At 33.6% G+C, this 19954-nt stretch carries 16 protein-coding genes; 2 read left to right on the forward strand and 14 right to left on the reverse strand.

Annotation, left to right across the window (positions count from 1 at the left end):
• Positions 1-102 precede the first annotated feature (102 nt).
• From NEH75_RS11555 to NEH75_RS11565, 3 genes are all read right to left on the reverse strand, one after another.
• A complete protein-coding gene (locus NEH75_RS11555; protein WP_262948903.1) occupies positions 103-2055 on the reverse strand; it encodes an elongation factor G in 1953 nt (650 codons plus the stop codon).
• A gap of 303 nt (positions 2056-2358) precedes the next feature.
• On the reverse strand, positions 2359-3909 hold the full coding sequence (locus NEH75_RS11560; RefSeq protein WP_262941331.1) for a hypothetical protein: 1551 nt from the start codon (positions 3907-3909) through the stop codon (positions 2359-2361).
• 314 nt (positions 3910-4223) lie between these two features.
• Positions 4224-5516 carry a Na+/H+ antiporter NhaC family protein gene (locus NEH75_RS11565; protein WP_262941330.1) on the reverse strand — a complete coding sequence of 431 codons (1293 nt, stop codon included), beginning with the start codon at positions 5514-5516 and terminating at the stop codon, positions 4224-4226.
• 234 nt (positions 5517-5750) lie between these two features.
• Between NEH75_RS11565 and NEH75_RS11570 the strand changes: the two genes are divergently transcribed.
• Positions 5751-6389, forward strand: a complete 639-nt coding sequence (locus NEH75_RS11570; protein ID WP_262941329.1) for an HD domain-containing protein — start codon at positions 5751-5753, stop codon at positions 6387-6389.
• A 32-nt stretch (positions 6390-6421) separates the two neighbouring features.
• Here NEH75_RS11570 and NEH75_RS11575 read toward each other — a convergent pair whose 3' ends face one another.
• The 6 genes from NEH75_RS11575 to NEH75_RS11600 form a co-directional block, all read right to left on the reverse strand.
• Entirely contained in the window at positions 6422-7252 is an 831-nt protein-coding gene (locus NEH75_RS11575) for an energy-coupling factor transporter transmembrane component T family protein (protein ID WP_055304754.1), read from the reverse strand.
• Positions 7252-8964 (reverse strand): ABC transporter ATP-binding protein, encoded by a 1713-nt coding sequence (locus tag NEH75_RS11580; RefSeq protein ID WP_262941328.1) that lies wholly within the window; start codon positions 8962-8964, stop codon positions 7252-7254. Before NEH75_RS11580 ends, NEH75_RS11575 begins: the two co-directional genes overlap by 1 nt.
• A 178-nt stretch (positions 8965-9142) precedes the next feature.
• Positions 9143-9697 (reverse strand): ECF-type riboflavin transporter substrate-binding protein, encoded by a 555-nt coding sequence (locus NEH75_RS11585; RefSeq protein ID WP_055304750.1) that lies wholly within the window; start codon positions 9695-9697, stop codon positions 9143-9145.
• 217 nt (positions 9698-9914) lie between these two features.
• Entirely contained in the window at positions 9915-11135 is a 1221-nt protein-coding gene (locus NEH75_RS11590; protein WP_262948904.1) for an NAD(P)/FAD-dependent oxidoreductase, read from the reverse strand.
• A 141-nt stretch (positions 11136-11276) separates the two neighbouring features.
• Positions 11277-11900 carry a zinc dependent phospholipase C family protein gene (locus NEH75_RS11595; protein WP_055304746.1) on the reverse strand — a complete coding sequence of 208 codons (624 nt, stop codon included), beginning with the start codon at positions 11898-11900 and terminating at the stop codon, positions 11277-11279.
• A 15-nt stretch (positions 11901-11915) separates the two neighbouring features.
• The gene (locus NEH75_RS11600; RefSeq protein WP_055304744.1) at positions 11916-12965 is read right to left on the reverse strand and encodes a hypothetical protein; all 1050 of its coding nucleotides are present in this window, start codon (positions 12963-12965) and stop codon (positions 11916-11918) included.
• Between the two features lie 1059 nt (positions 12966-14024).
• On the opposite strand from NEH75_RS11600, the gene NEH75_RS11605 reads away from it, so the two are divergent.
• Positions 14025-15131 (forward strand): glycosyltransferase, encoded by a 1107-nt coding sequence (locus NEH75_RS11605; RefSeq protein WP_212724197.1) that lies wholly within the window; start codon positions 14025-14027, stop codon positions 15129-15131.
• 491 nt (positions 15132-15622) lie between these two features.
• Here the strand turns inward: NEH75_RS11605 and NEH75_RS11610 are convergent, their stop codons facing one another.
• The 5 genes from NEH75_RS11610 to NEH75_RS11630 are packed head-to-tail and all read right to left on the reverse strand — an operon-like array spanning position 15623 to position 19909.
• Positions 15623-16672, reverse strand: a complete 1050-nt coding sequence (locus NEH75_RS11610) for an ABC transporter substrate-binding protein (protein WP_262948905.1) — start codon at positions 16670-16672, stop codon at positions 15623-15625.
• 7 nt (positions 16673-16679) lie between these two features.
• The gene (locus NEH75_RS11615) at positions 16680-17459 is read right to left on the reverse strand and encodes an ABC transporter permease (protein WP_144436929.1); all 780 of its coding nucleotides are present in this window, start codon (positions 17457-17459) and stop codon (positions 16680-16682) included.
• Positions 17453-18298, reverse strand: a complete 846-nt coding sequence (locus tag NEH75_RS11620; RefSeq protein ID WP_262948906.1) for an ABC transporter permease — start codon at positions 18296-18298, stop codon at positions 17453-17455. The genes NEH75_RS11615 and NEH75_RS11620 overlap by 7 nt, the downstream gene beginning before the upstream one ends.
• 2 nt (positions 18299-18300) lie before the next feature.
• Positions 18301-19344, reverse strand: coding sequence for a spermidine/putrescine ABC transporter ATP-binding protein (potA, locus tag NEH75_RS11625; protein ID WP_262948907.1), 1044 nt, complete (start codon positions 19342-19344; stop codon positions 18301-18303).
• Positions 19345-19366: 22 nt separating this feature from the next.
• Positions 19367-19909, reverse strand: a complete 543-nt coding sequence (locus NEH75_RS11630) for a helix-turn-helix domain-containing protein (RefSeq protein ID WP_055276489.1) — start codon at positions 19907-19909, stop codon at positions 19367-19369.
• Positions 19910-19954 lie beyond the last annotated feature (45 nt).

Here is a 19954-nt window from a genome sequence, read left to right on the forward strand (position 1 = left end):
CTTTATTCGCTTGTTACTGAAGTTTCATACAAATACAATAATAAAAACAAAAAACGACGTAAACTTTTATCAAGCTTACGTCGCCTTTACATTAATCTTTTCTTATTTAATCTTACAGTGCATATAGTCATCCACTTCATCCCAAGGAACGATAAATCCACTTCCTTTGGCACAAAAAACCGATCCCGAAGGGTTTAAGCGATCAGCAACTTTATCATAAGCTATTTCTGAAATAACCTCTTCTGGATTATGACAAATATCATATCCCGCAACATTTAATGAGATTCTTCCGGCTCCTTTCGTATAGGATAAAAATTCACTCGGATAATCCATAAAAGTAGCCACTGGAACAGTTCCAGTAATCAAACATTTATTTTCTTGAACGATTGGGTTGTCAAATTTTCCAGACATCTTTTTTAAATCGGTTAAGATTCGTCCCATTAAATCCATCTCTACTTCGAATTTAACGGTATAATATGGTTCCAACAAGAGATTCTTAGCTTGTTCTAATCCTTGACGAATGGCACGATACGTCGCCTCTCTAAAATCTCCACCTGACGTATGTTTCTGATGGGCACGCCCTGTGATGAGTTTAATATGAACATCAGTTAAAGATGATCCTGTTAAAATCCCAAGATGTGTTTTCTCAAAGATATGTGTTTCGATTAATTTTTGATAGCTTAATTCTAATTCTTCTGTTGAACACACGGATTCAAAGGTCACCCCACTTCCTCTTTGACCAGGCTCTAATTGTAGGTGAACTTCCGCATAATGCTTCAATGGCTCATAATGCCCGCTTCCAATGACTTGATTTGTAATAGTTTCTTGATAAATAACTTTTCGCGGACTAAATTCAATTGAAAGATCAAATCGTTTTTGGACGATTTCTTTTAAGACTTCTAGCTGAATACTTCCCATCACGGAAACATCAATAGACTGTGTGACTTCATTCCATAAAACCAACAGCATCGGATCTTCATCTTCTAATTTTTTAAAAATAGCTAATACATCTTTGGCATTTAATGATTGAGAATAGAGTACAGACACACGCATGACAGGTTGTAATAATCCCTCTTCCCTCTTAACTTCATGACCAATTATTTGACCTGCCATAGTATGTGTTAATCCGGTTACCCCAATCAGTTCACCTGCCTGTGCAATCGGTGTCGTTTCAAATTTCTTTCCTTGATAATAACGTATTTGATTTACTTTCTCTCCTTCTTCAGTCGCGGATGTTTTAATTGAATCTTTTACGGCTAAATTCCCACTCAACACTTTTAGATAAGTAATTCGATCCCCTTTTTCATCATAGCGAATTTTATAAACGCTTCCTTTAAAAGGAGCTGTACGATCATATGTCGTTTCTGTTAACTCATCAAACTGTTTTAAAAAAGAGGTAATTCCGATATTTTTTAAGGCTGATCCGCTAAAAACTGGACAAACATTTTGCATTCGAAGTTGCTGTTTAAAAGTTGTTAACCAAAATTGTGAATCCCGTTTATTTTCTAAGAAGTAATCGAGTAAGTCTTCATTTAACTCTGCTAATGGCTCGATAATTTCAATTGGTAACTCACTTAAGTCTAATTCATTTGGAAGATAAATAGGATTAACCCCTAAATTCAATCGTAACTGTGTCAAAACACGTTCAATATCAACTCCTTCACGATCCACTTTATTAATAAAGAAAACCATTGGGATATGATACTGTTTTAAGCAGTCAACAATCGTCTCGGTATGACTTTGAACGCCTTCAAATCCATTAATGATAACAATTGCATAATCTAAAACTTTAATTGCACGTTCCATCTCACTGGAAAAATCAATATGTCCAGGGGTATCGAGTAAATAATAGATGGATCCATTATACTTAAAACTCGCTTGTTCAGTAAAAACAGTGATCCCTCTTTGTTTTTCAATTGAATGATGATCCAAAAATGTATTTTGATGATCGACTCTTCCTTTTGTGCGAATTGCATTCGTTTCATATAAAATTTGTTCAGCCAGTGACGTCTTCCCAGAATCAACATGAGCAAATAATCCGATTGTTTTAAACACTCTAACACCTCAAAACTTTATTTTCGTCTCTTTTATTATAACAAACATCTATTAAAAATCATAAATAATTAGTCCCACCAAACAAACCGAACAAAAGTTTGTTTTTTGACAAGAAACTATTGAAAAAAGTTACTTTTTTTGTCATAATATAAGAGTCAGCAAGACACAAACCACCCTAACTCGTGAAGTTATCCCCTAATTAACTTCACACATTCCGAAATTCCAAACAATTTTTCAAAACGAGATCATCTTTCCAGGTCTCTTCTTCGAAAAAAGCTCACCATACTGTGAGCTTTTTTTTATTTAAATGAACTTAACAATTTCCTCAATAATCAAATCAACATTTGTAACCGTCACTGACTTTTTCTTAGCCTTGGGACAATGCTTATCCAATTTTTTAGTCATACTATGATTTAAAATATTAGTTAGCAAAATGGCGAATTTAACGCCTTGAAAATATTGATCATTATATTTTTTATCTACCTCAAAATACTTACAATTCGGTAGAATTCGCTTTAATTTTTGAATCGTAGGTGTTGCCCCTCCGACAATCATAATTTCTGCCTTATTAATTTCACTCACATCCACGGATTGTTCCAAAGTCATTTCGTACACTTGTTCCTCTGCTTCTGATGGCTCTTTTATTATTGACTCTAATTGGGCACATCTTTCTTTTAGATTCTCCAACTCTTTTTCTAACCGTTCCTTTTCATGCATTGTTGTCATTAAGTTAGACCGTAACTGTTTTAATTGAAGTTTATACATTTTCTCTTGATTCAACTTTTCCTCACTCAGGGAGAGTTTTAACAACTTATTCGTTTCTTTTACTGATTTTAAATCGCGTTTAAGTAACTCGACTTCTTTTTCCAACTGCTTCGAAATCATTTGATCCTTTAACGTATAAGAGCGGAAAAAGAACTCTCGATTTTCTTTCATCACTTGACTCATTACAAAATACGGTAATAATTCATTTAACAACTCCTCAAATGCTTCAAGTTCTGAAATAGGTAAAACTAAATCTCCGATTTCAATACTAGCTCCCTCTTCTTCAATTAGATTGTCTCCATCGGTACATAATAAAAGAGTCATTAACTGGTAGACATCTGTTATGGTTAACCGATAGACCGTGTGTTGATCAATTAATCCTAAATCTCTCATCCACTGGATGTGAGAACTTAATTTTTCTTCCTGATAACACCTCTCTAGCTTATCATTTAAAACATCGACTACATTTTGTCCTAAATAGTCAGAATAACTCCGGTAAAAGTGCTTAACTCTCTTAAACGTTATTGAATTAGGTTTCGTTAATTGATACTTGAAATATTGATAATTCAGCTCATCGGTGTCGAGTTCAAAGTCTAAAATTTTTCGTTGAATTCCGTCATAAGTGACTTTTAATTGGTTAAAAAATGTTGTCTCATCGTACTGAACCTCTAATTTTTCTAGAAAAAAATCAAAAATAGATACATCCATTAAATCACTTTGATTGATCAATTCTTCATCCTTCATTAATACCTCTAGCCCAGTATCCGAAATTAATTTACTACGACCATAATATTTTTTTAATTGTTTGTAAAGAGCCCCATACTGCTTATAGAGTTCTTCAAATAAAACATTAAAAATAATTGAATCTTCTTTAGAGGCTTCAAACAAACAATAAGCACATTTTAGTTTATATTCTTCTTTTAAACTGGGCCTCTCCAAACACACATGCTTATAATATTTATACTGATCCCGTTGTTTCCAAACGAGTGGAAATCGACGATGTAACCCTTCAATGGTTGAGAATTTACAATTTGCTAACACATATGCTAAAAAGACCTCTCGATTTTCAATCAATCGAGTTCGTCTCATATTTCAACCCCTCCTCATCCTTTTTTACATTATATGCAAACAAACCTTACAATTATGAGTGAAATCGTCAATAATCTCTACTTATCGATACATGATTAGAACAGCATCAATGGATTAATTAATGACTACAAAAGAAACTGATCGTTACACAGATACAGTCAAATTTCTTAATTTAAAACGATTAATTTCTTTAACTTAGTTTTCGCAATAAACTCTAGCGAAATTTTCAACATCCTATTCAAAAATAAAACGGCATGGCTCTTTAATAGATACCATACCGTTTAACATGCTTCTACTTCCTTAACAGTAGATGATTATTTTTTCAATTTAGGGAATCCAATAATAATTGCAAGGATTCCGAATATCCCCATTAACATCGGATAATGAACAAATTTAACAATTTCCATTGGAGAAATAGCGGCTAACCCTGCAGCTCCTAATACTTGGGCTCCATATGGAATTAGGCCTTGCCAACATGAAGAGAAAATATCTAGTAAACTAGCTGAACGACGAGGATCAATATCAAATTCATCGGCGATTTCTTTAGCTAATGGACCTGCCATTACAATTGCAATGGTATTATTAGCTGTACATAAATCAATGACACTAACTAAAGTCGCAATTCCAAACTCTGCTCCTTTTTTTGATTTAATACGAGATTTAATTAAATATAATAAATAATCAATTCCACCATTATGTTTAATTAACTCTAATACCCCACCGACTACAATACAAATCATTGCTAATTCTTGCATACCAGCCATTCCATCTGAAGTGGCAGTAATTAAATTTAATAAACTAAATGAGTGAGTCGCTAATCCGATGATCCCAGCTAATACGATCCCGCCTCCAAGTAAAACAAAAACATTTATTCCTAGTAAGGCTCCAACTAAAATTGCAACATATGGAATAACCTTCATCCACTCTACTTGATAAACCGCAGTTAAATCAACTTGATATTGTGAGGTCATAACAAATAAAATAATTAATGCCAGGATGGCAGCGGGTAAAACAATTAAAAAATTCACTTTGAATTTATCTTTCAGTTCACACCCTTGCGTACGCACAGCAGCAATCGTTGTGTCAGAAATGATTGATAAGTTATCACCAAACATTCCTCCACCAACAATCGCTCCAACAACTAATGCGACAGGAATTCCAGTTGCTTCTGCAACTCCAAGACCAACTGGGGTTAATGCGGTGATTGTTCCAACTGATGTTCCCATTGAAACTGAAATAAATCCCGCAATGATAAATAATCCAACGACTACTAAATTAGGTGGTAAAATCGATAAACTTAAATTTACTGTTGCATCAACACCACCCATTGCTTTTGCTACACCAGAAAAAGCCCCTGCTAATAAAAAAATCATGACCATCATGATAATATTTTCGTTTCCTGCTCCCTTACAGAAAATAGCTACTTTATCATTAAAACGTTCTTTTCGATTAAACATAAACGCTGCAACTGATGCTAACAAAAAGGCAACTAATACAGGCATCGCATAAAAATCACCTGTCATTATTCCACTTCCAACGAATAAAATTAAAAAGATCCCTAATGGCAATAATGCCCACGGATTTCCCTTACTCTTTTTTGGGTTCATTTTTCTCCTCCTTCTAGGTCCATCATAATAGACCATACCTACAAATCTACTGTATTCAGTTTACTCGCTCTGTCGAGCTTTGTCAACAATTGTGATGATGGTTTTTTCATATCATTTTCATCTTTTAAACATAATTTTAACAAAAACATAAATTTATTCGACAAAATATACTAGAAAAAAGAGACAGAATTAAGCTATATTATAGAAAAGCAGTATAAAAGGGGTTACATGAAAATGAGTATAAAACAAACGATATTAAGTCGCCTTCATCGAATCGAGCGCGAAGGCATGAGTGATTTAATTTATTTCTTAACATCAGAAAGTGATTATTTCACGGCACCTGCTAGTGTTAAAGGTCATTGTAACTATCCATATGGCTTAGCTATCCATAGCCATAATGTCGTAGAATTATTAATTGAAAAAAACGAAAAATTTCATTTGGGGCTATCAATCGAAAGTATTTATCTTGCTGGATATCTCCATGACTTATGCAAAACAAATATTTTTCAACCCGTGCTTAAACTTCGATATAATCAGAAAAACGAAAAAGAATGCTACTTTACGTATGACTGTATGGATGAAATTCCACTTGGACATGGGGAAAAAAGTGTCATTCTTGCTCAGCAGTATATTAAACTCACACTAGAGGAGATTATGCTCATTCGTTGGCATACAGGTCCACATACTCCGTGTGAAAATATTTATCGCTACGATCAGGCTCTTGCAGTTTGTCCAGCTATTAAAGCCATCTTCACTGCTGATGAAGAAGCTGCAACTTTTCTAGAAAAAACAAAAGAAACACCTATTTTTCAACCAAGTGTATTTTATACCTGGAAAAAAACCGGTGTTTTACCCAAAATTTCATCATATTAAAAAGCTGTATCATGATTGATACAGCTTTTTATTTAAATAAATGGATTATAAAAGCGTGATCCATTATTAAACGTCATCCATAAAAAGATAATCATACAAACAGTCACACTAACAATGGCAATCCAATCACGAACCACAAATGGACGCTCACTATAGAATGTTCGTTTTTTATTTTTTCCAAATGCACGTAATTCCATCGCATAACTTATCGTTTCGATACGTTCTAGACTAGTAAAGATAAGTGGCAGTAAAATAGCTCCCATATTTTTAAGTCGTTTGGTTAACTTTTCTTTATGAGATAAATCAATTCCACGCGCTTGCTGAGCCTGTGAAATCTCAATAAAATCACGTTGAATATCAGGAATATAACGCATCGCAATTGAAACTGAATAGGCAATTCGATAACTAATACCTAGCTTATTTAAAGAGGCCGCAAATTCACTCGGATTTGTTGTCGCTAAGAAAATTAATCCAATCGGAATAATCGTTAAATATTTAATCGTCATATTAAACTGATAAAATAATTGCTCTTTTGTTAAAATATAAGGTCCAAATAGCTTGACTAAGTTGTGCTGTGTCCCATAAATGGAAACACCTTCTAGCGGCGCGAATAAAAAGACAGCTAAATTATTAATTAATAAAAAGACTAAAATGAAATAAAACACAAAAGCAATATCTTTAAAGTCTAGTTTTGAAATTTTAAAAATGACAAAACTCAAGATTAACATGATCACCAAAACACGGGTATCATAACTTAACATTGCCGTAATCGACCATAGTAAAAAACAAATCAATTTCGTACTTCCTGTTAAACGATGAATCGGCGAATCGATATCAATATAAGCTAATAACTTTGTACTCACTAAGTTCTCACCACCTTATCACTTGCAATAAATTTACAAACAAAGTCAACTGGAGATAAATCTCCAATTTTATTAGCTAAATCATATAATGAAGTTTTCTTCAAATGAGCTTTTTCAATTAACTCATGATTTGTTAAAACATTCCACGTCGAGTCATCGCCAATAACCTCACCATTTGTAATCACTAATGCACGTGTTGTATACTCAAGCATTAAATGCATATCATGTGTGATCATCAAAATGGTAATTCCACGCTCATTTAATGACTTTAAAAACTCCATAATTTCTGTATAATGCTTTAAATCTTGTCCCGCTGTCGGCTCATCCAAAATTAGAATTTCAGGATTTAAAACTAAAATAGAAGCAATCGTCACTCGTTTTTTCTGTCCAAAACTTAAAGCAGAAATAGGCCAATTACGGAAAGGATAAAGTCCACAAATGGTTAGAGTCTCATGAACACGACGTTTCACTTCCTCTTCCTCAATTCCACGAACTCGCAGGCCAAATGCGACTTCATCAAAGATCATTGTTTTTGAAATCATCTGGTTTGGATTTTGCATGACTAATCCAATTTTTTCAGCACGTTCTTTGATCGTATGTGATGATAAATCAACACCTTTAAATTCAATCGTCCCTGATGTCGGTTTATAAAAGCCGCTAATAAGTTTTGAAATGGTTGATTTACCAGCACCGTTTTTACCAACAATGCTTACCATTTCACCTTGATGAATTTTAAATGACATATTTTTAAGAATTGGCAGATTTACCTGATAGCCAAATGTGACATCTTTAAATTCCAAGGCTACCTCTTGATTCTCATATGGCGTTAATCCTTGAGATTCATTAAACCACGTCATGACAGGTTCGATACAAGAAGTAAGATTCATCTCTTCTAACGATTGTGGATTCATGTCTTCAGTAATTTGACAACCTGCATACTTTAAGGCTGTCACATAAAGAGGCTCACGAATGCCGACCTCTTCAAGTAATGTTGAAGCTAATAGTTGATTTGGTGTCATATCAGCAATAATTTCACCTTGATTAACGACAACAATTCGATCAACTTTTTTATATAAAACATCCTCTAAACGATGTTCAATGATAACGATTGTTTTTCCAGTCTTTTGATGAATGTCATCAATTAATGTCATCGTATGCAACCCAGCAGCTGGATCTAAACTGGCCAATGGTTCATCAAACAATAAAATATCAATCTCATCAACCATTACACCCGCAAGTGTTACACGTTGCTTTTGTCCACCTGAAAGTTCATGTGGTGAATGAGTTAAATGAGAATTAATATCCACTAAATGTGCGACTTGATTAACAGTTGTCAACATCTCCTGTTGAGGCACCACTAAATTTTCTAATTTAAAAGCAATATCTTCACCAACCGTTAATCCAATAAACTGATCATCAGGATTTTGCAAAACAGTTCCAACATGAGCTGAACGTTCAAAAATGTTATGTTTTAAAGCATTTTGACCTTTAATTTTAAATGTCCCACTTGTAGTCCCTTTATAAATATTCGGAATTAAACCATTAATACAGTGTGCAATGGTACTTTTTCCTGATCCAGAAGGACCGACAATGACAACCTTCTCGCCCTCATAAATCGTTAAATTAATATTTTTAAGAGTTGGGCTTGACTGAACTCGATATTGAAAGCTAAAATTTTCGAATTCAATAACTGGCTTTCGCATGCGCTTCATCCTTTCTCTCTCTCTTTAATCATGAGATGAACTAAAATCAACTTTATCTCTTTTATAAAACTCATTTTAACTCATCTCAAAAATGGCCAACTTTTATATTATAACATATTTTTTGTCGAATAATGTTTGAAAAATCTTACAACTGTTTCAAAAAAATTGAGGGAAACATCCCTCAATTTTAGTCTTCCATTGTTAAACTTCCTTTTTCTGTACGTGTCTTTGCATAAGTTGTCACTAATAAAGAGCCTAATATCCCAATTGTCACCATATTGACACATCCAGCAACAATTCCTTGTGAATAAACTTTATCTACAGGTTCTGCATAAATAAAAACATCTAGTGTAGGAGCGATGATAAACCATCCAATAATGTTAGCAACAATTTGTGCAACATTAAATTTAATTAACTCCTTAACCCCAAATACTCCATCTTCAATGTTAATACTTTTAGAAATAAGTCCAATGACAAGTCCAATCATAGCTGATGCAATGATCCAACTCATCCAAGGAGAACCAAAAATTAAAACATCTTTTAAGAAATGCCCGATTAATCCAGTTGCAAATCCCGCTAAAGGACCATATAACAGTGCAATTAAAGCTAATACAGCATAAGAAGTTTCTAGACTTGTATTTGGAATTCCTGTTGGAATAGAAGCAAATCGTGATAAAACAACAAAAATGGCTGCTCCAATACCAATCGCTACAATGGTTTGAATTGATCGATTTTTATTCATTTAACTATCTCCTTAATTGTTATTTGTTCATACTGTTATCTAGTTTATACCTTCGAAATTTTTGTCAAACTTTGTCCATTATTTAGTATATAAGGAGAGCTGTTCAGTGTCAATAAACAAACTTATAAATTGATTGATAGTAAAACGAAATTTACTATCAGATGAATATCATTTAGTGCTAAAGAAAAAAGACACTGTTTAATACAGTGTCTAATGGTTATTTATTGATAGCTTGTGAGGCAATATAGGCCGTTGACATAGCTGCTTGTATATTATATCCACCTGTGTCTCCATCTATATCTAAAACTTCTCCAATGAAATAAAGGTTGCTTACTTTTTTTGATTCCATCGTCTTAGGAGAAATCTCTTTTATTGAAACTCCTCCAGTCGTTACCATCGCGACATGATAACCTCCCAGTTCTTTCACTTCCATCTCATATTCAGTTAAAGTGGTTAATAACTTTTGTCGAGTCGCTTTATTAAGTTCGGCACACTTTAAGCTTTCATCAATTCCACATAATTCTAATAGCTTATCTGCAAATCGTTTCGTTAAATTCAACTCTCGAATCACTGATTTTACCAAGGTCTTTCCACCACTATTTAATTTTTTCGTTAATTGGCTTCTAAACTCATCAATCGATTCAGCAGCTACGAAATTACATTTGATGACATCACCTGATTGCATATAACGTGAGTTATTTATAATCCCAGGTCCTGATACACCAGTATGTGTTAATAAGAAATCACCTTGATAAGCTCCAATTTTTTTCCCTCCACGCCATAACGTATAAGGTAGCTCCTCAAATGATGTTCCTGACATATCAGATAGTTCATAATTCTTAATTTTTAATGGGGTTAACGCTGGCTTTGTTGGAACAATTTTATGCCCAAACGTTTTCGCCCACACGAATCCATCACCCGTTGATCCAGTATGCGGGTAGCTTAAACCACCGGTTGCAACAACAACAACCGGGCTTTCAAAACTCCCTTTTACTGTCTCTAAATGGAATAGTTCCTCTTCTTTTACTAATGATTCAACCGCTGATTCATAATGAATCTCAATCGAACGTCGTCGACATTCCTCAAGTAAAACATTTAATACATCTTGAGATTTTAACGACTTTGGGAAAATTTTCCCCTTCTCAGTTGTCATAAACTCTAATCCACGTTTTTTAAAGAAGTTTAATAAGTCTTCATTTTGAAAAGACAATAGAGCATGTTTTAAAAATTTGGCATTTACTCCATAGCACGTTAAAAAATGATGAATATCACCTGCCTGTGTAATATTACATTTTCCTGCACCCGCCATTAATAACTTACGACCACACGATTTATTTTTTTCTAAAATAGCAATGCGCTGTTTTTTATTTGCACACATGATAGCAGCAAATAACCCAGCTGGTCCACCACCAATAATAATCACATCATATTTTTTCAAATGTCAATCCTCCGACTTTTATGACCTCATCTAATTAGACAGTCATATCCTCTTGCTGTCTTTTGCCTTTTTAGTTTATCACTCTTCCCTCGTGTCTGCAAGAACAACTCATCGAAAAAAACCTAGTGATGAGCACTAGGTTTAAAAGAAAATCCTTTTAAGTTCTTGGCAAGCTCGATTCATAAATTCTTTAATCTCGAGTTCAGATAGGACCTGTAATGGTTGGACGCCTTTTTCTTCCGTTCCCTTGATTAAATCAGCGCACAACACTTTTTCTTTCCACGCTGTAATTTCATGTTCAGTTAACAAGGGATGAGCAGCTATAGCCATCGGATCACTTAGTAAATCCCTAATTTCGTGAATCCAAGTTGCCCTAAGAAGAACCTGCTCATCTATTATCCCCATATCGCTATAATAAAGCGAATATAGTTGTGTCCGAGGTATTCGTTCTTTTTCTCGATGAAAATATGGAGCATAAATTTGGTCTCGCCATAAATAATCCGTATAGATATGAATGAGATATCCTAATAAAAAACATTGAGAGTGAGTTGAAATGACCTGACGTGCCGTTAAAATGGCTTCCTCATAGCTTCGATCGGCTTCATGATAAAAGTGGGTAGTCGCTTTATCTTCCCATGTTTGTCCTGCTCTCATGTGAATGGCATCCGGACTAATCACACCTAAAACAAGTTCCGAATTTAATGGTTGCTGTAACTCCTCGTATAATCGATATAAAATTTCTAAGTGCACAATCGGTGATGGCATTGTTCAAACACCTTCTTATCCTTGTTGTTTTAAAATAGCGATTGAACGCTGCTCAAATGAGTCTAATTCAACGGCTTGAACAACATTTAATAAATAATCCTCAATCTGTTGTCCTTGAGGTTTTGGGAAACTGTTCATGTAATCATAAAATAAGACAGCTGGTTTACACGTCTCAAACTCATAACGCCCCAAATACTCATAGGGTTGTGACAACACCTTTAAATGAGAACAAATTGAAGTGATAAATGCTAATTTAACATTAAAATCAATATATGCAAGTAATGACTTATACGTTGATTTCACCTCTTTATACGTCATCATAAGCTCTTTATTTTTCTTTAATGAACGATATAATGGTTTTAATGCCTGTTCAATTGAAAGTGTCTTGAATAATTGCTCAACTAATGAATGAATAAACATTTTTGAATCTAACTGAAGTGAACCAATCAGATGCTCATTGACACGTGAAACTGAATGATTGAGATTAAAGCTTAATAAATAAACCTTTTGATCAGTTAAATATGTTTCAGTTAGCCGTTCATTAATCATTTCAATTAATACATTCGTCCCTATTTCTTTTTCATATTGCTTAATTCTTTGCTTAATTCGTGGTAAACGTTCTTCTATCCAGAACACTTTAAACTTTACTTTTTCTAATTCTGCTACAATTTTAACTAAGGAACTTAGCAATAACTGTGCATCACGCTTGACAAATTTTTTGTATCCTTTAGTTGCTGTTTGATAATCATCTGACTTTTTATACATAGAAATTAAAAACTTTGGACTGCCTAGTAGTTCTGCTACTTGAAGGTTTTCAAAATCTTGATCAGCTAAAACTAATGGAAAAACAAGTGAAGTTAGGGTCTCTTCCTTAGGAATTAACTTCTGAATGCGTTTAATCTCATTCCTAGCGTCTTGTGTCAAACATTCCTCAAAATAATAAATGATTCGCTCATCATCACTTGTCGTTTGAATAGGTGCATCAGAGCATAAAAGCTCTAAAAAGCAGAGTATATCTAATAAATACGATGGTAGAAATTCTAATGTCTTTTTCTGTTCATTCATGAAGCAATCCCCCTGAAACCAATATCATTTTAATCCTATTGTATCATAGGAAATAATAAGAGGATATTCCTTTTTTTATTTATGTCTCGATAGAACATAAATAACAGAACCAAGCCTTAACAAGGCTTGGTTAGACAAAGCAACTAATTGATATTGTCCTTGCAAATATACAGTTACGCCAACTAATCCACCAAGTATTTTAATGGCTAGGATCTTAAGTGCTAACTGACTGTATTGGAGTAAATTGTTATCTGTTTTATTAGTTTATTGGTGCCACTTGAGATTCCAACATTTTCACTCACTGATACCGTTCCCTAGTAGACACTGTTTATGTCCCACTTATTTCAACTGATGCAGCACTGTAATTACTCATAAATCGCACCACCATAGTAAAAGCCTTTATGTTTTTAAACAAATCATGATTTAAATTAATCATACAACTTTCAGCCTTATTCGCTCCACAGAAAAATCATGTACCTGGCAATGTATCGGGGATTTTAACCGTTTTCTGGTCTGATCCTATAGCGACAATATTAACGATACGATTTAGACTATGGGCAAGACAGGCTCCTCATTTTTATAGCTATACAGGAACTTAATATTTTTCTAAATTCTATATCGTTCCCATTCCCTACTTCAGTCGAATGGATACTTCTCTGCTCATCCTATGAATTCCTAAAAAAGATGACACCTATTTATAGGTTGAAAAGTGCACCACTATATTTTTTCAACTCTTCTCTACAGGCATAATGAATGATTTACCTACTCAAACAAAATTGTACCTTTTTTAATATATTGCATATATTATACTAAAAATAAGAGAATATTTAACTCTATATACTAGCATACATTAACACAAGTTTTACACTCATCCTATCTTAAAATAGATTAACACTACTATCATTCAACTAAATGCATGATTTTTTTCAGGTTATCGTAGACGTTAAATCATCTTTTATTTTATTCAGTCATAATTTTTCTTTTTAATTCCATCATATGCCTATTTTTAATTTCTAAATTAAGGGTATTACTAACTATTCATATAAAGGAGTTAATTAAATGAATAAATATAAAGTATGTGTCTATGCAATAGCTAAAAATGAAGAACAATTTGTAGATCGTTGGATGGATCATGTAAGTGAAGCTGATTTAGTTGTTGTGCTTGATACGGGGTCAACGGACCATACAATAGAAAAGTTTAAATCTAGGGGTGCTCTTGTCTATCAATCGAAAGCAGATAAATTTAGATTCGATTCTGCACGAAATGAGTGTCTCGAATATATTCCTACAGATGTTGATATTTGTGTTTCGGCAGATGTTGATGATGTCATTGAATATGGTTGGAGAAAAAACTTAGAGAAGGCGTGGAAAAAGGATACGACTAGAGGCTTTTATCTATATAATTGGTCGTTCAATGAAGAGGGACAACCACTTGTTCAATACACACATAATAGAATACATGCGAGACACGGTTATCATTGGATTTATCCAACACATGAAATTGTAGAATATATTGGAGAAGGAGAAGAAAAACCAGTATTCCTTACAGGTGTAGTTTATAATCATTATCCTGATGGAGCAAAAGATCGCAGTTTAAATTTACCATTATTAGAGCTTGCTGTAGAAGAAAATCCAAATAGTAATCGAAATCTACATTATCTAGGTCGAGAATATCTATTTTACCAAGAATGGGATAAAGCAATTGATATGTTAAAGCGATATTTAGACGATCCAAACTCTACTTGGGATGAAGAACGATCAGCTTCTATGAGATTTATTGCTCGGGCATACAGAGAAAAAAAGGATTATTCTAAATCAAAAAAATGGCTTTATTTGGCGATGGCTGAAACGCCAAATGCGAGAGAACCTTATGTTGAAAGAGCACAGTTATCTTATTTAGAACAAGATTGGCCTGCTGTTTATTACTTTATCCATGAAGCATTAAAAATTAAAGAAAAAAGTTATGGTTATGTTAATGAAGGATTTGCTTGGGACGCAACGCCTTATGATTTAGGTGCACTCGCTTGCTATTACCTGGGCCTCTATCAGCAAGCAATTAATTATTCAAATGAAGCACTAATACTTTCACCACATGATCCAAGACTTTTATCTAATCATCAATATTACTTGGAGCATCAAGAAAAATATCTAAAAAACTCTCTCTGATGCTGACATAAAAAGTCAAAATAATAAGCTAATAAATGCAGCGTTTATAATCCCTAAAAGAGGTAACTCTAATTAATTTGTTTCAGAAATCAGCTTCTATTCCCAATAGGGCTTATTCCTTTTAATTTCAGATTCTATAATATTGGGTGTTGCTGAATAAGCAATGCCTTTTTTCATGACGTAAAAAGAGAGAGCAAATTACAATGTTAACGATGAAGAAAACAATGGAAAGGATAAAATGCGATGTCTCCTCCACCGGTAAGAATGAAACTTATGTCTTTTATGTTTTGTGATGCTGACATAAAATAGATTATTAACATCATAGAAGATTGTCGTTTAAGTTCACTCAACTAAAAAGAAAAATCCTAATAGCATAGCTACTAAGATTTCACCTTAGTCATTCATAGTAATAGGTCACTATTTAATCAGCAACACTATTTGACAAAGAACCCAAAAAATCCCTAAAACAGATTGTTTTAGGGATTTTAAATTTATCGTTTAGAGGCAGCCAATACTTGTGTCCAAATATCGTCATACTCTTTAATGAATTCTCCCGGATCGCGGAAGGTCTCCATTGGTAAAGAATCTAATAATTCTTGTGATGGGCTATATGCTTCATTTTGTGTCCATTCATCTTCAGATACATTTGCTAATACTTCTGTATTTGGTGTTGAATACATGACATATTCTGTATTCATTTGAGCAATATCAGGACGTTGCATGAAGTTAATAAATTCATGAGCTAGATCAACATTTTGAGCGGTTGATGGAATAACCATTGCATCAACCCACATGTTAGATCCTTCTTTAGGAATCACATACTCCATATCTTCATTCTCATCCATGATATAGGTTGCGTCTCCTGAATAAACAACAGCTAATGCTGCATTTCCTGCAATCATATTATCAATGACTTGGTCGGTTACATAAGCATATACTAATGGACGTTGCTCAATTAAAAGTTGTTTCGCTTCTTCTAATTCCTCAACATTTTGCGTATTCATCGAGTACCCTAATAACTTTAATGCCACCATTAATGAATCACGTTGGCTATCATACATAAAGATATTACCTTTATATTTTTCATCCCATAAGATCGACCAAGAATCCACTGGTTCATCTACTACCGTTGTATCATATAAAATCCCAACAGTTCCCCAGAAATATGGAACTGTGTATAGATTTTGAGGATCATATGGAAGGTTTTTATATTCATCACTAATATATTTAAAGTTAGGAATCTTACTATAATCTAAAGGAAGTACTAACTCTTCTTTAATCATTTTTTCAACCATGTAATCAGAAGGGAAGGCTACATCGTAGTTTGTTCCTCCTGCTTTAATTTTTTGATACATCGTTTCATTTGAATCGTATAATTCATAGACCACTTTACAATTAAACTCTTCTTCAAACATTTTTAATACTTCACGATCAATATACTCACCAACATTATAAACATAAAGCTTTTCTTGAGCATCACCTGAACATGCTGTTAAAAGTAAAACAACTGAGGCTACAAACATCATCATTATTTTTTTCATGAGATGACTATACCTCCTTTTTCTTTCTAATTGCTAAATTATTTGAAATTAAAACGGAAACTAGGATTAAACTAACCATAATCGTTGCTAGCGCATTAACCGTTGGGCGAATCCCACGTTTAGCCATTGAATAAACCTCAATAGATAAGTTTGTTACTCCATTTCCGGCAGTAAAATAACTGATAACAAAATCATCAATAGACATCGTAAAGGCCATTAAGGCCCCTGCCATAATCCCAGGCATAATTTCAGGAATCACAACCTTACGGATTGCTTGCATTGGAGTTGCCCCTAAGTCCATCGCTGCTTCTGCCATATTGGGATTCATCGCATATAAACGTGGTAAAACTGATAAAACCACGTAAGGAATACAGAACATAATATGAGCTAATAACATGGTTGTAAATCCAAAGTTCATTTTAAATGTCTTAAATAACATCATTAATGCTACGGCTAAAACAATATCCGGACTAATAACTGGTAGATAATTAATATTTAAAACAAATGCTTTTGTTTTTTTTGTTAACTTATAAATACCAATTGAAGTGAATGTTCCAACAACCGTTGAAATAGCAGTTGCTAAAACAGCAACGATTACTGTATAAAAGACAGCCGTTTGCATTTGACTATCTTGGAATAACTCTTCATACCATTGTAAAGAGAATCCTGTCCATTTCCCACTTGATTTCGATTCATTGAACGAGAAAACAATTAATACAGCAATCGGTGCATATAAGAATAAGAACATGATTGCTAAATAAAATCTAGATAACCATTTATTTACCAAGGTAGTGCACCTCCTGCTTGTCCATCTGAATCAAATCGTTTCATTAACCAGATAGAAAGTAAGATAAAGATCATTAAGATCATTGATAACGCAGATCCAAAATACCAATTCCCTGTTAATAAGAATTGTTTCTCAATCAAGTTACCAATCATCATATACTGTCCGCCCCCTAATAATTGTGGGATGACGAATGTACTTACCGCAGGTAAGAATACCATAATCACTCCTGTAATAATACCAGGTAATGTTAATGGGAAAACGACACGTGTAAATACTTGTCGATTATTTGCTCCTAAATCACGAGCAGCATAGATTAAATTTTTATCCACTTTTGTTAGTGCTGTATGAATTGGTAACACCATGAATGGCAAGAAGTTATAAACCATCCCTAACACAATGGCAAATTCCGTATACATAATATCAACTGGTGCAATATTAAAGAACTCTAAAATAGAATTTAAAATTCCATTTTTCCCTAAAATTGAAATCCATGCATATGTACGAAGTAACATATTAATCCACATTGGCATAATGAATAATAAAAGCAATGAAGATTGACGTTTAGGTGAGCATTGTGAAATAACCCATGCTAACGGATATCCCAAAATTAAACAAAAAATAGTTGAGATTAATGCAATCCATAATGAACGTGCTAAGGTCGCCATATAAATTGGATTGAAAAAATTAATATAATTATCTAATGTAAAACGAAAAGCCAGCGGATTTCCATCACTTGGATCAATGATACTATATAAGAAAATCAGTAACATTGGAACAATGATCATAATAGAAATCCAGATGATATATGGATAACTTAAACGCTTTGTTGATTCATGCATAACTAAACACCAACTTCCATTACATGAATATCTGTCGGTGCAACTGTCATCCCTACTTCTACTCCGACTTCAGCACTTTGTGTACTGTGAACAATATATTCACGGCCTTCTACCATGACAATAATTTCATAGTGAACACCTTTAAAAATAACACTATCAACGATTCCAGTAAAGGCTCCGTTTTCTTTCGAAACAATTTGTAAATCTTCTGGACGAATGACAACTTCAACTGATTCATTGGCATTATATCCACGATCCACACAATCAAAGATATGTCCTTCAAACTCAACTTTATAATCTTCAATCATCGTTGCATTTATAATATTACTTTCACCAATGAAGTTAGCAACAAATCGGTTACGTGGTTCATTGTAAATATCAACTGGTGTTCCAATTTGCTGAATTAATCCATCATTTAAAACAACAATCGTATCTGACATGGTTAAAGCTTCTTCTTGATCATGAGTAACGAAGATGAATGTAATTCCCATTTCACGTTGAATCTCTTTTAATTCATATTGCATATCTTGACGTAATTTTAAATCTAATGCACCTAGAGGCTCATCTAATAATAAAACTTTAGGGCGATTAACTAATGCACGAGCAATGGCAATACGTTGTTGTTGTCCACCTGATAATGAATCAATACTTCGTTTGGCATAATCAGTAAGTTTAATCATTTTTAACATGCGGTTTACACGTTCTGTCACCTCTGCTTCAGGGACGTTTTTCATACGTAAACCAAACGCGATATTATCAAACACATTTAAATGCGGAAAAAGGGCATATTTTTGGAAGACCGTATTAATCTCGCGCTTATACGATGGGATTTGAATTAAATCTTTTCCGTTGAATTCAACTTCACCCGATGTTGGTGTATCGAATCCACCAATAATACGTAATAATGTTGTTTTCCCACACCCAGATGGCCCAAGTAATGTCACAAACTCATTCTCATGAATGGTTAAGTCAATCCCTTTTAAAACGATATCCCCATCGTATTCTTTAGTTAAGTTTTTGATTTCAATTAATGGTACTTTAGTCATACTTGACCCTCCTTAAATAATGCTAGAATGTTGGGGGTGTTGCAACCCAAAGAACAGATGCGGGCACTTTTGAATTGTTTTTTAATTTATGATCCACATCCGCTTTATAATAAAAGCTCTCACCTTTTTTAACTTTATATCTTTTGGCACCTAAAACAAGTTCTACCTCACCTTTTAAAACATAACCGAACTCTTCTCCGTGATGTGGCTCATCATCGTAAGACATCCCTCCAGGTTCGAGATCAATAATGATAGGCTCCATTTCATTTTTTTGGGCATTAGGAATAATCCAACGAATGGTCATATTATAATCTGGTTCTTCTTTTATAAAAACATCGTCCTGTTTAAAAACAATCTTTTCATCTGATTTTTCATCTGAGAAAAATTCACCCAATGTTGTTCCTAAAGCTTCTAAAATGTCAACAAGTGTTGCAATGGATGGAGAAGCTAAATCACGTTCTACTTGAGAAATATATCCTTTAGTTAATTCAGTACGATCAGCTAACTCTTCTTGAGTTAATTGAAGTTCCATTCTTAGGCGCCTTATTTTTTCTCCTATAATCATAATTACACCTCAAATTTCTATTAAATAAATAAACAATTTGTTTAC

The organism is Turicibacter sp. T129, assembly GCF_025594975.1.
GTDB lineage: Bacteria > Bacillota_I > Bacilli_A > MOL361 > Turicibacteraceae > Turicibacter > Turicibacter bilis.

Coding starts and splice junctions, on each gene's coding strand:
- NEH75_RS11560 (WP_262941331.1), bottom strand. CDS start 3,909: ATGAGACGAACTCGATTGATTGAAAATCGAGAGGTCTTTTTAGCATAT.
- NEH75_RS11565 (WP_262941330.1), bottom strand. CDS start 5,516: ATGAACCCAAAAAAGAGTAAGGGAAATCCGTGGGCATTATTGCCATTA.
- NEH75_RS11570 (WP_262941329.1), top strand. CDS start 5,751: ATGAGTATAAAACAAACGATATTAAGTCGCCTTCATCGAATCGAGCGC.
- NEH75_RS11580 (WP_262941328.1), bottom strand. CDS start 8,964: ATGAAGCGCATGCGAAAGCCAGTTATTGAATTCGAAAATTTTAGCTTT.
- NEH75_RS11585 (WP_055304750.1), bottom strand. CDS start 9,697: ATGAATAAAAATCGATCAATTCAAACCATTGTAGCGATTGGTATTGGA.
- NEH75_RS11595 (WP_055304746.1), bottom strand. CDS start 11,900: ATGCCATCACCGATTGTGCACTTAGAAATTTTATATCGATTATACGAG.
- NEH75_RS11600 (WP_055304744.1), bottom strand. CDS start 12,965: ATGAATGAACAGAAAAAGACATTAGAATTTCTACCATCGTATTTATTA.
- NEH75_RS11605 (WP_212724197.1), top strand. CDS start 14,025: ATGAATAAATATAAAGTATGTGTCTATGCAATAGCTAAAAATGAAGAA.
- NEH75_RS11610 (WP_262948905.1), bottom strand. CDS start 16,672: ATGAAAAAAATAATGATGATGTTTGTAGCCTCAGTTGTTTTACTTTTA.
- NEH75_RS11620 (WP_262948906.1), bottom strand. CDS start 18,298: ATGCATGAATCAACAAAGCGTTTAAGTTATCCATATATCATCTGGATT.
- potA (WP_262948907.1), bottom strand. CDS start 19,344: ATGACTAAAGTACCATTAATTGAAATCAAAAACTTAACTAAAGAATAC.
- NEH75_RS11630 (WP_055276489.1), bottom strand. CDS start 19,909: ATGATTATAGGAGAAAAAATAAGGCGCCTAAGAATGGAACTTCAATTA.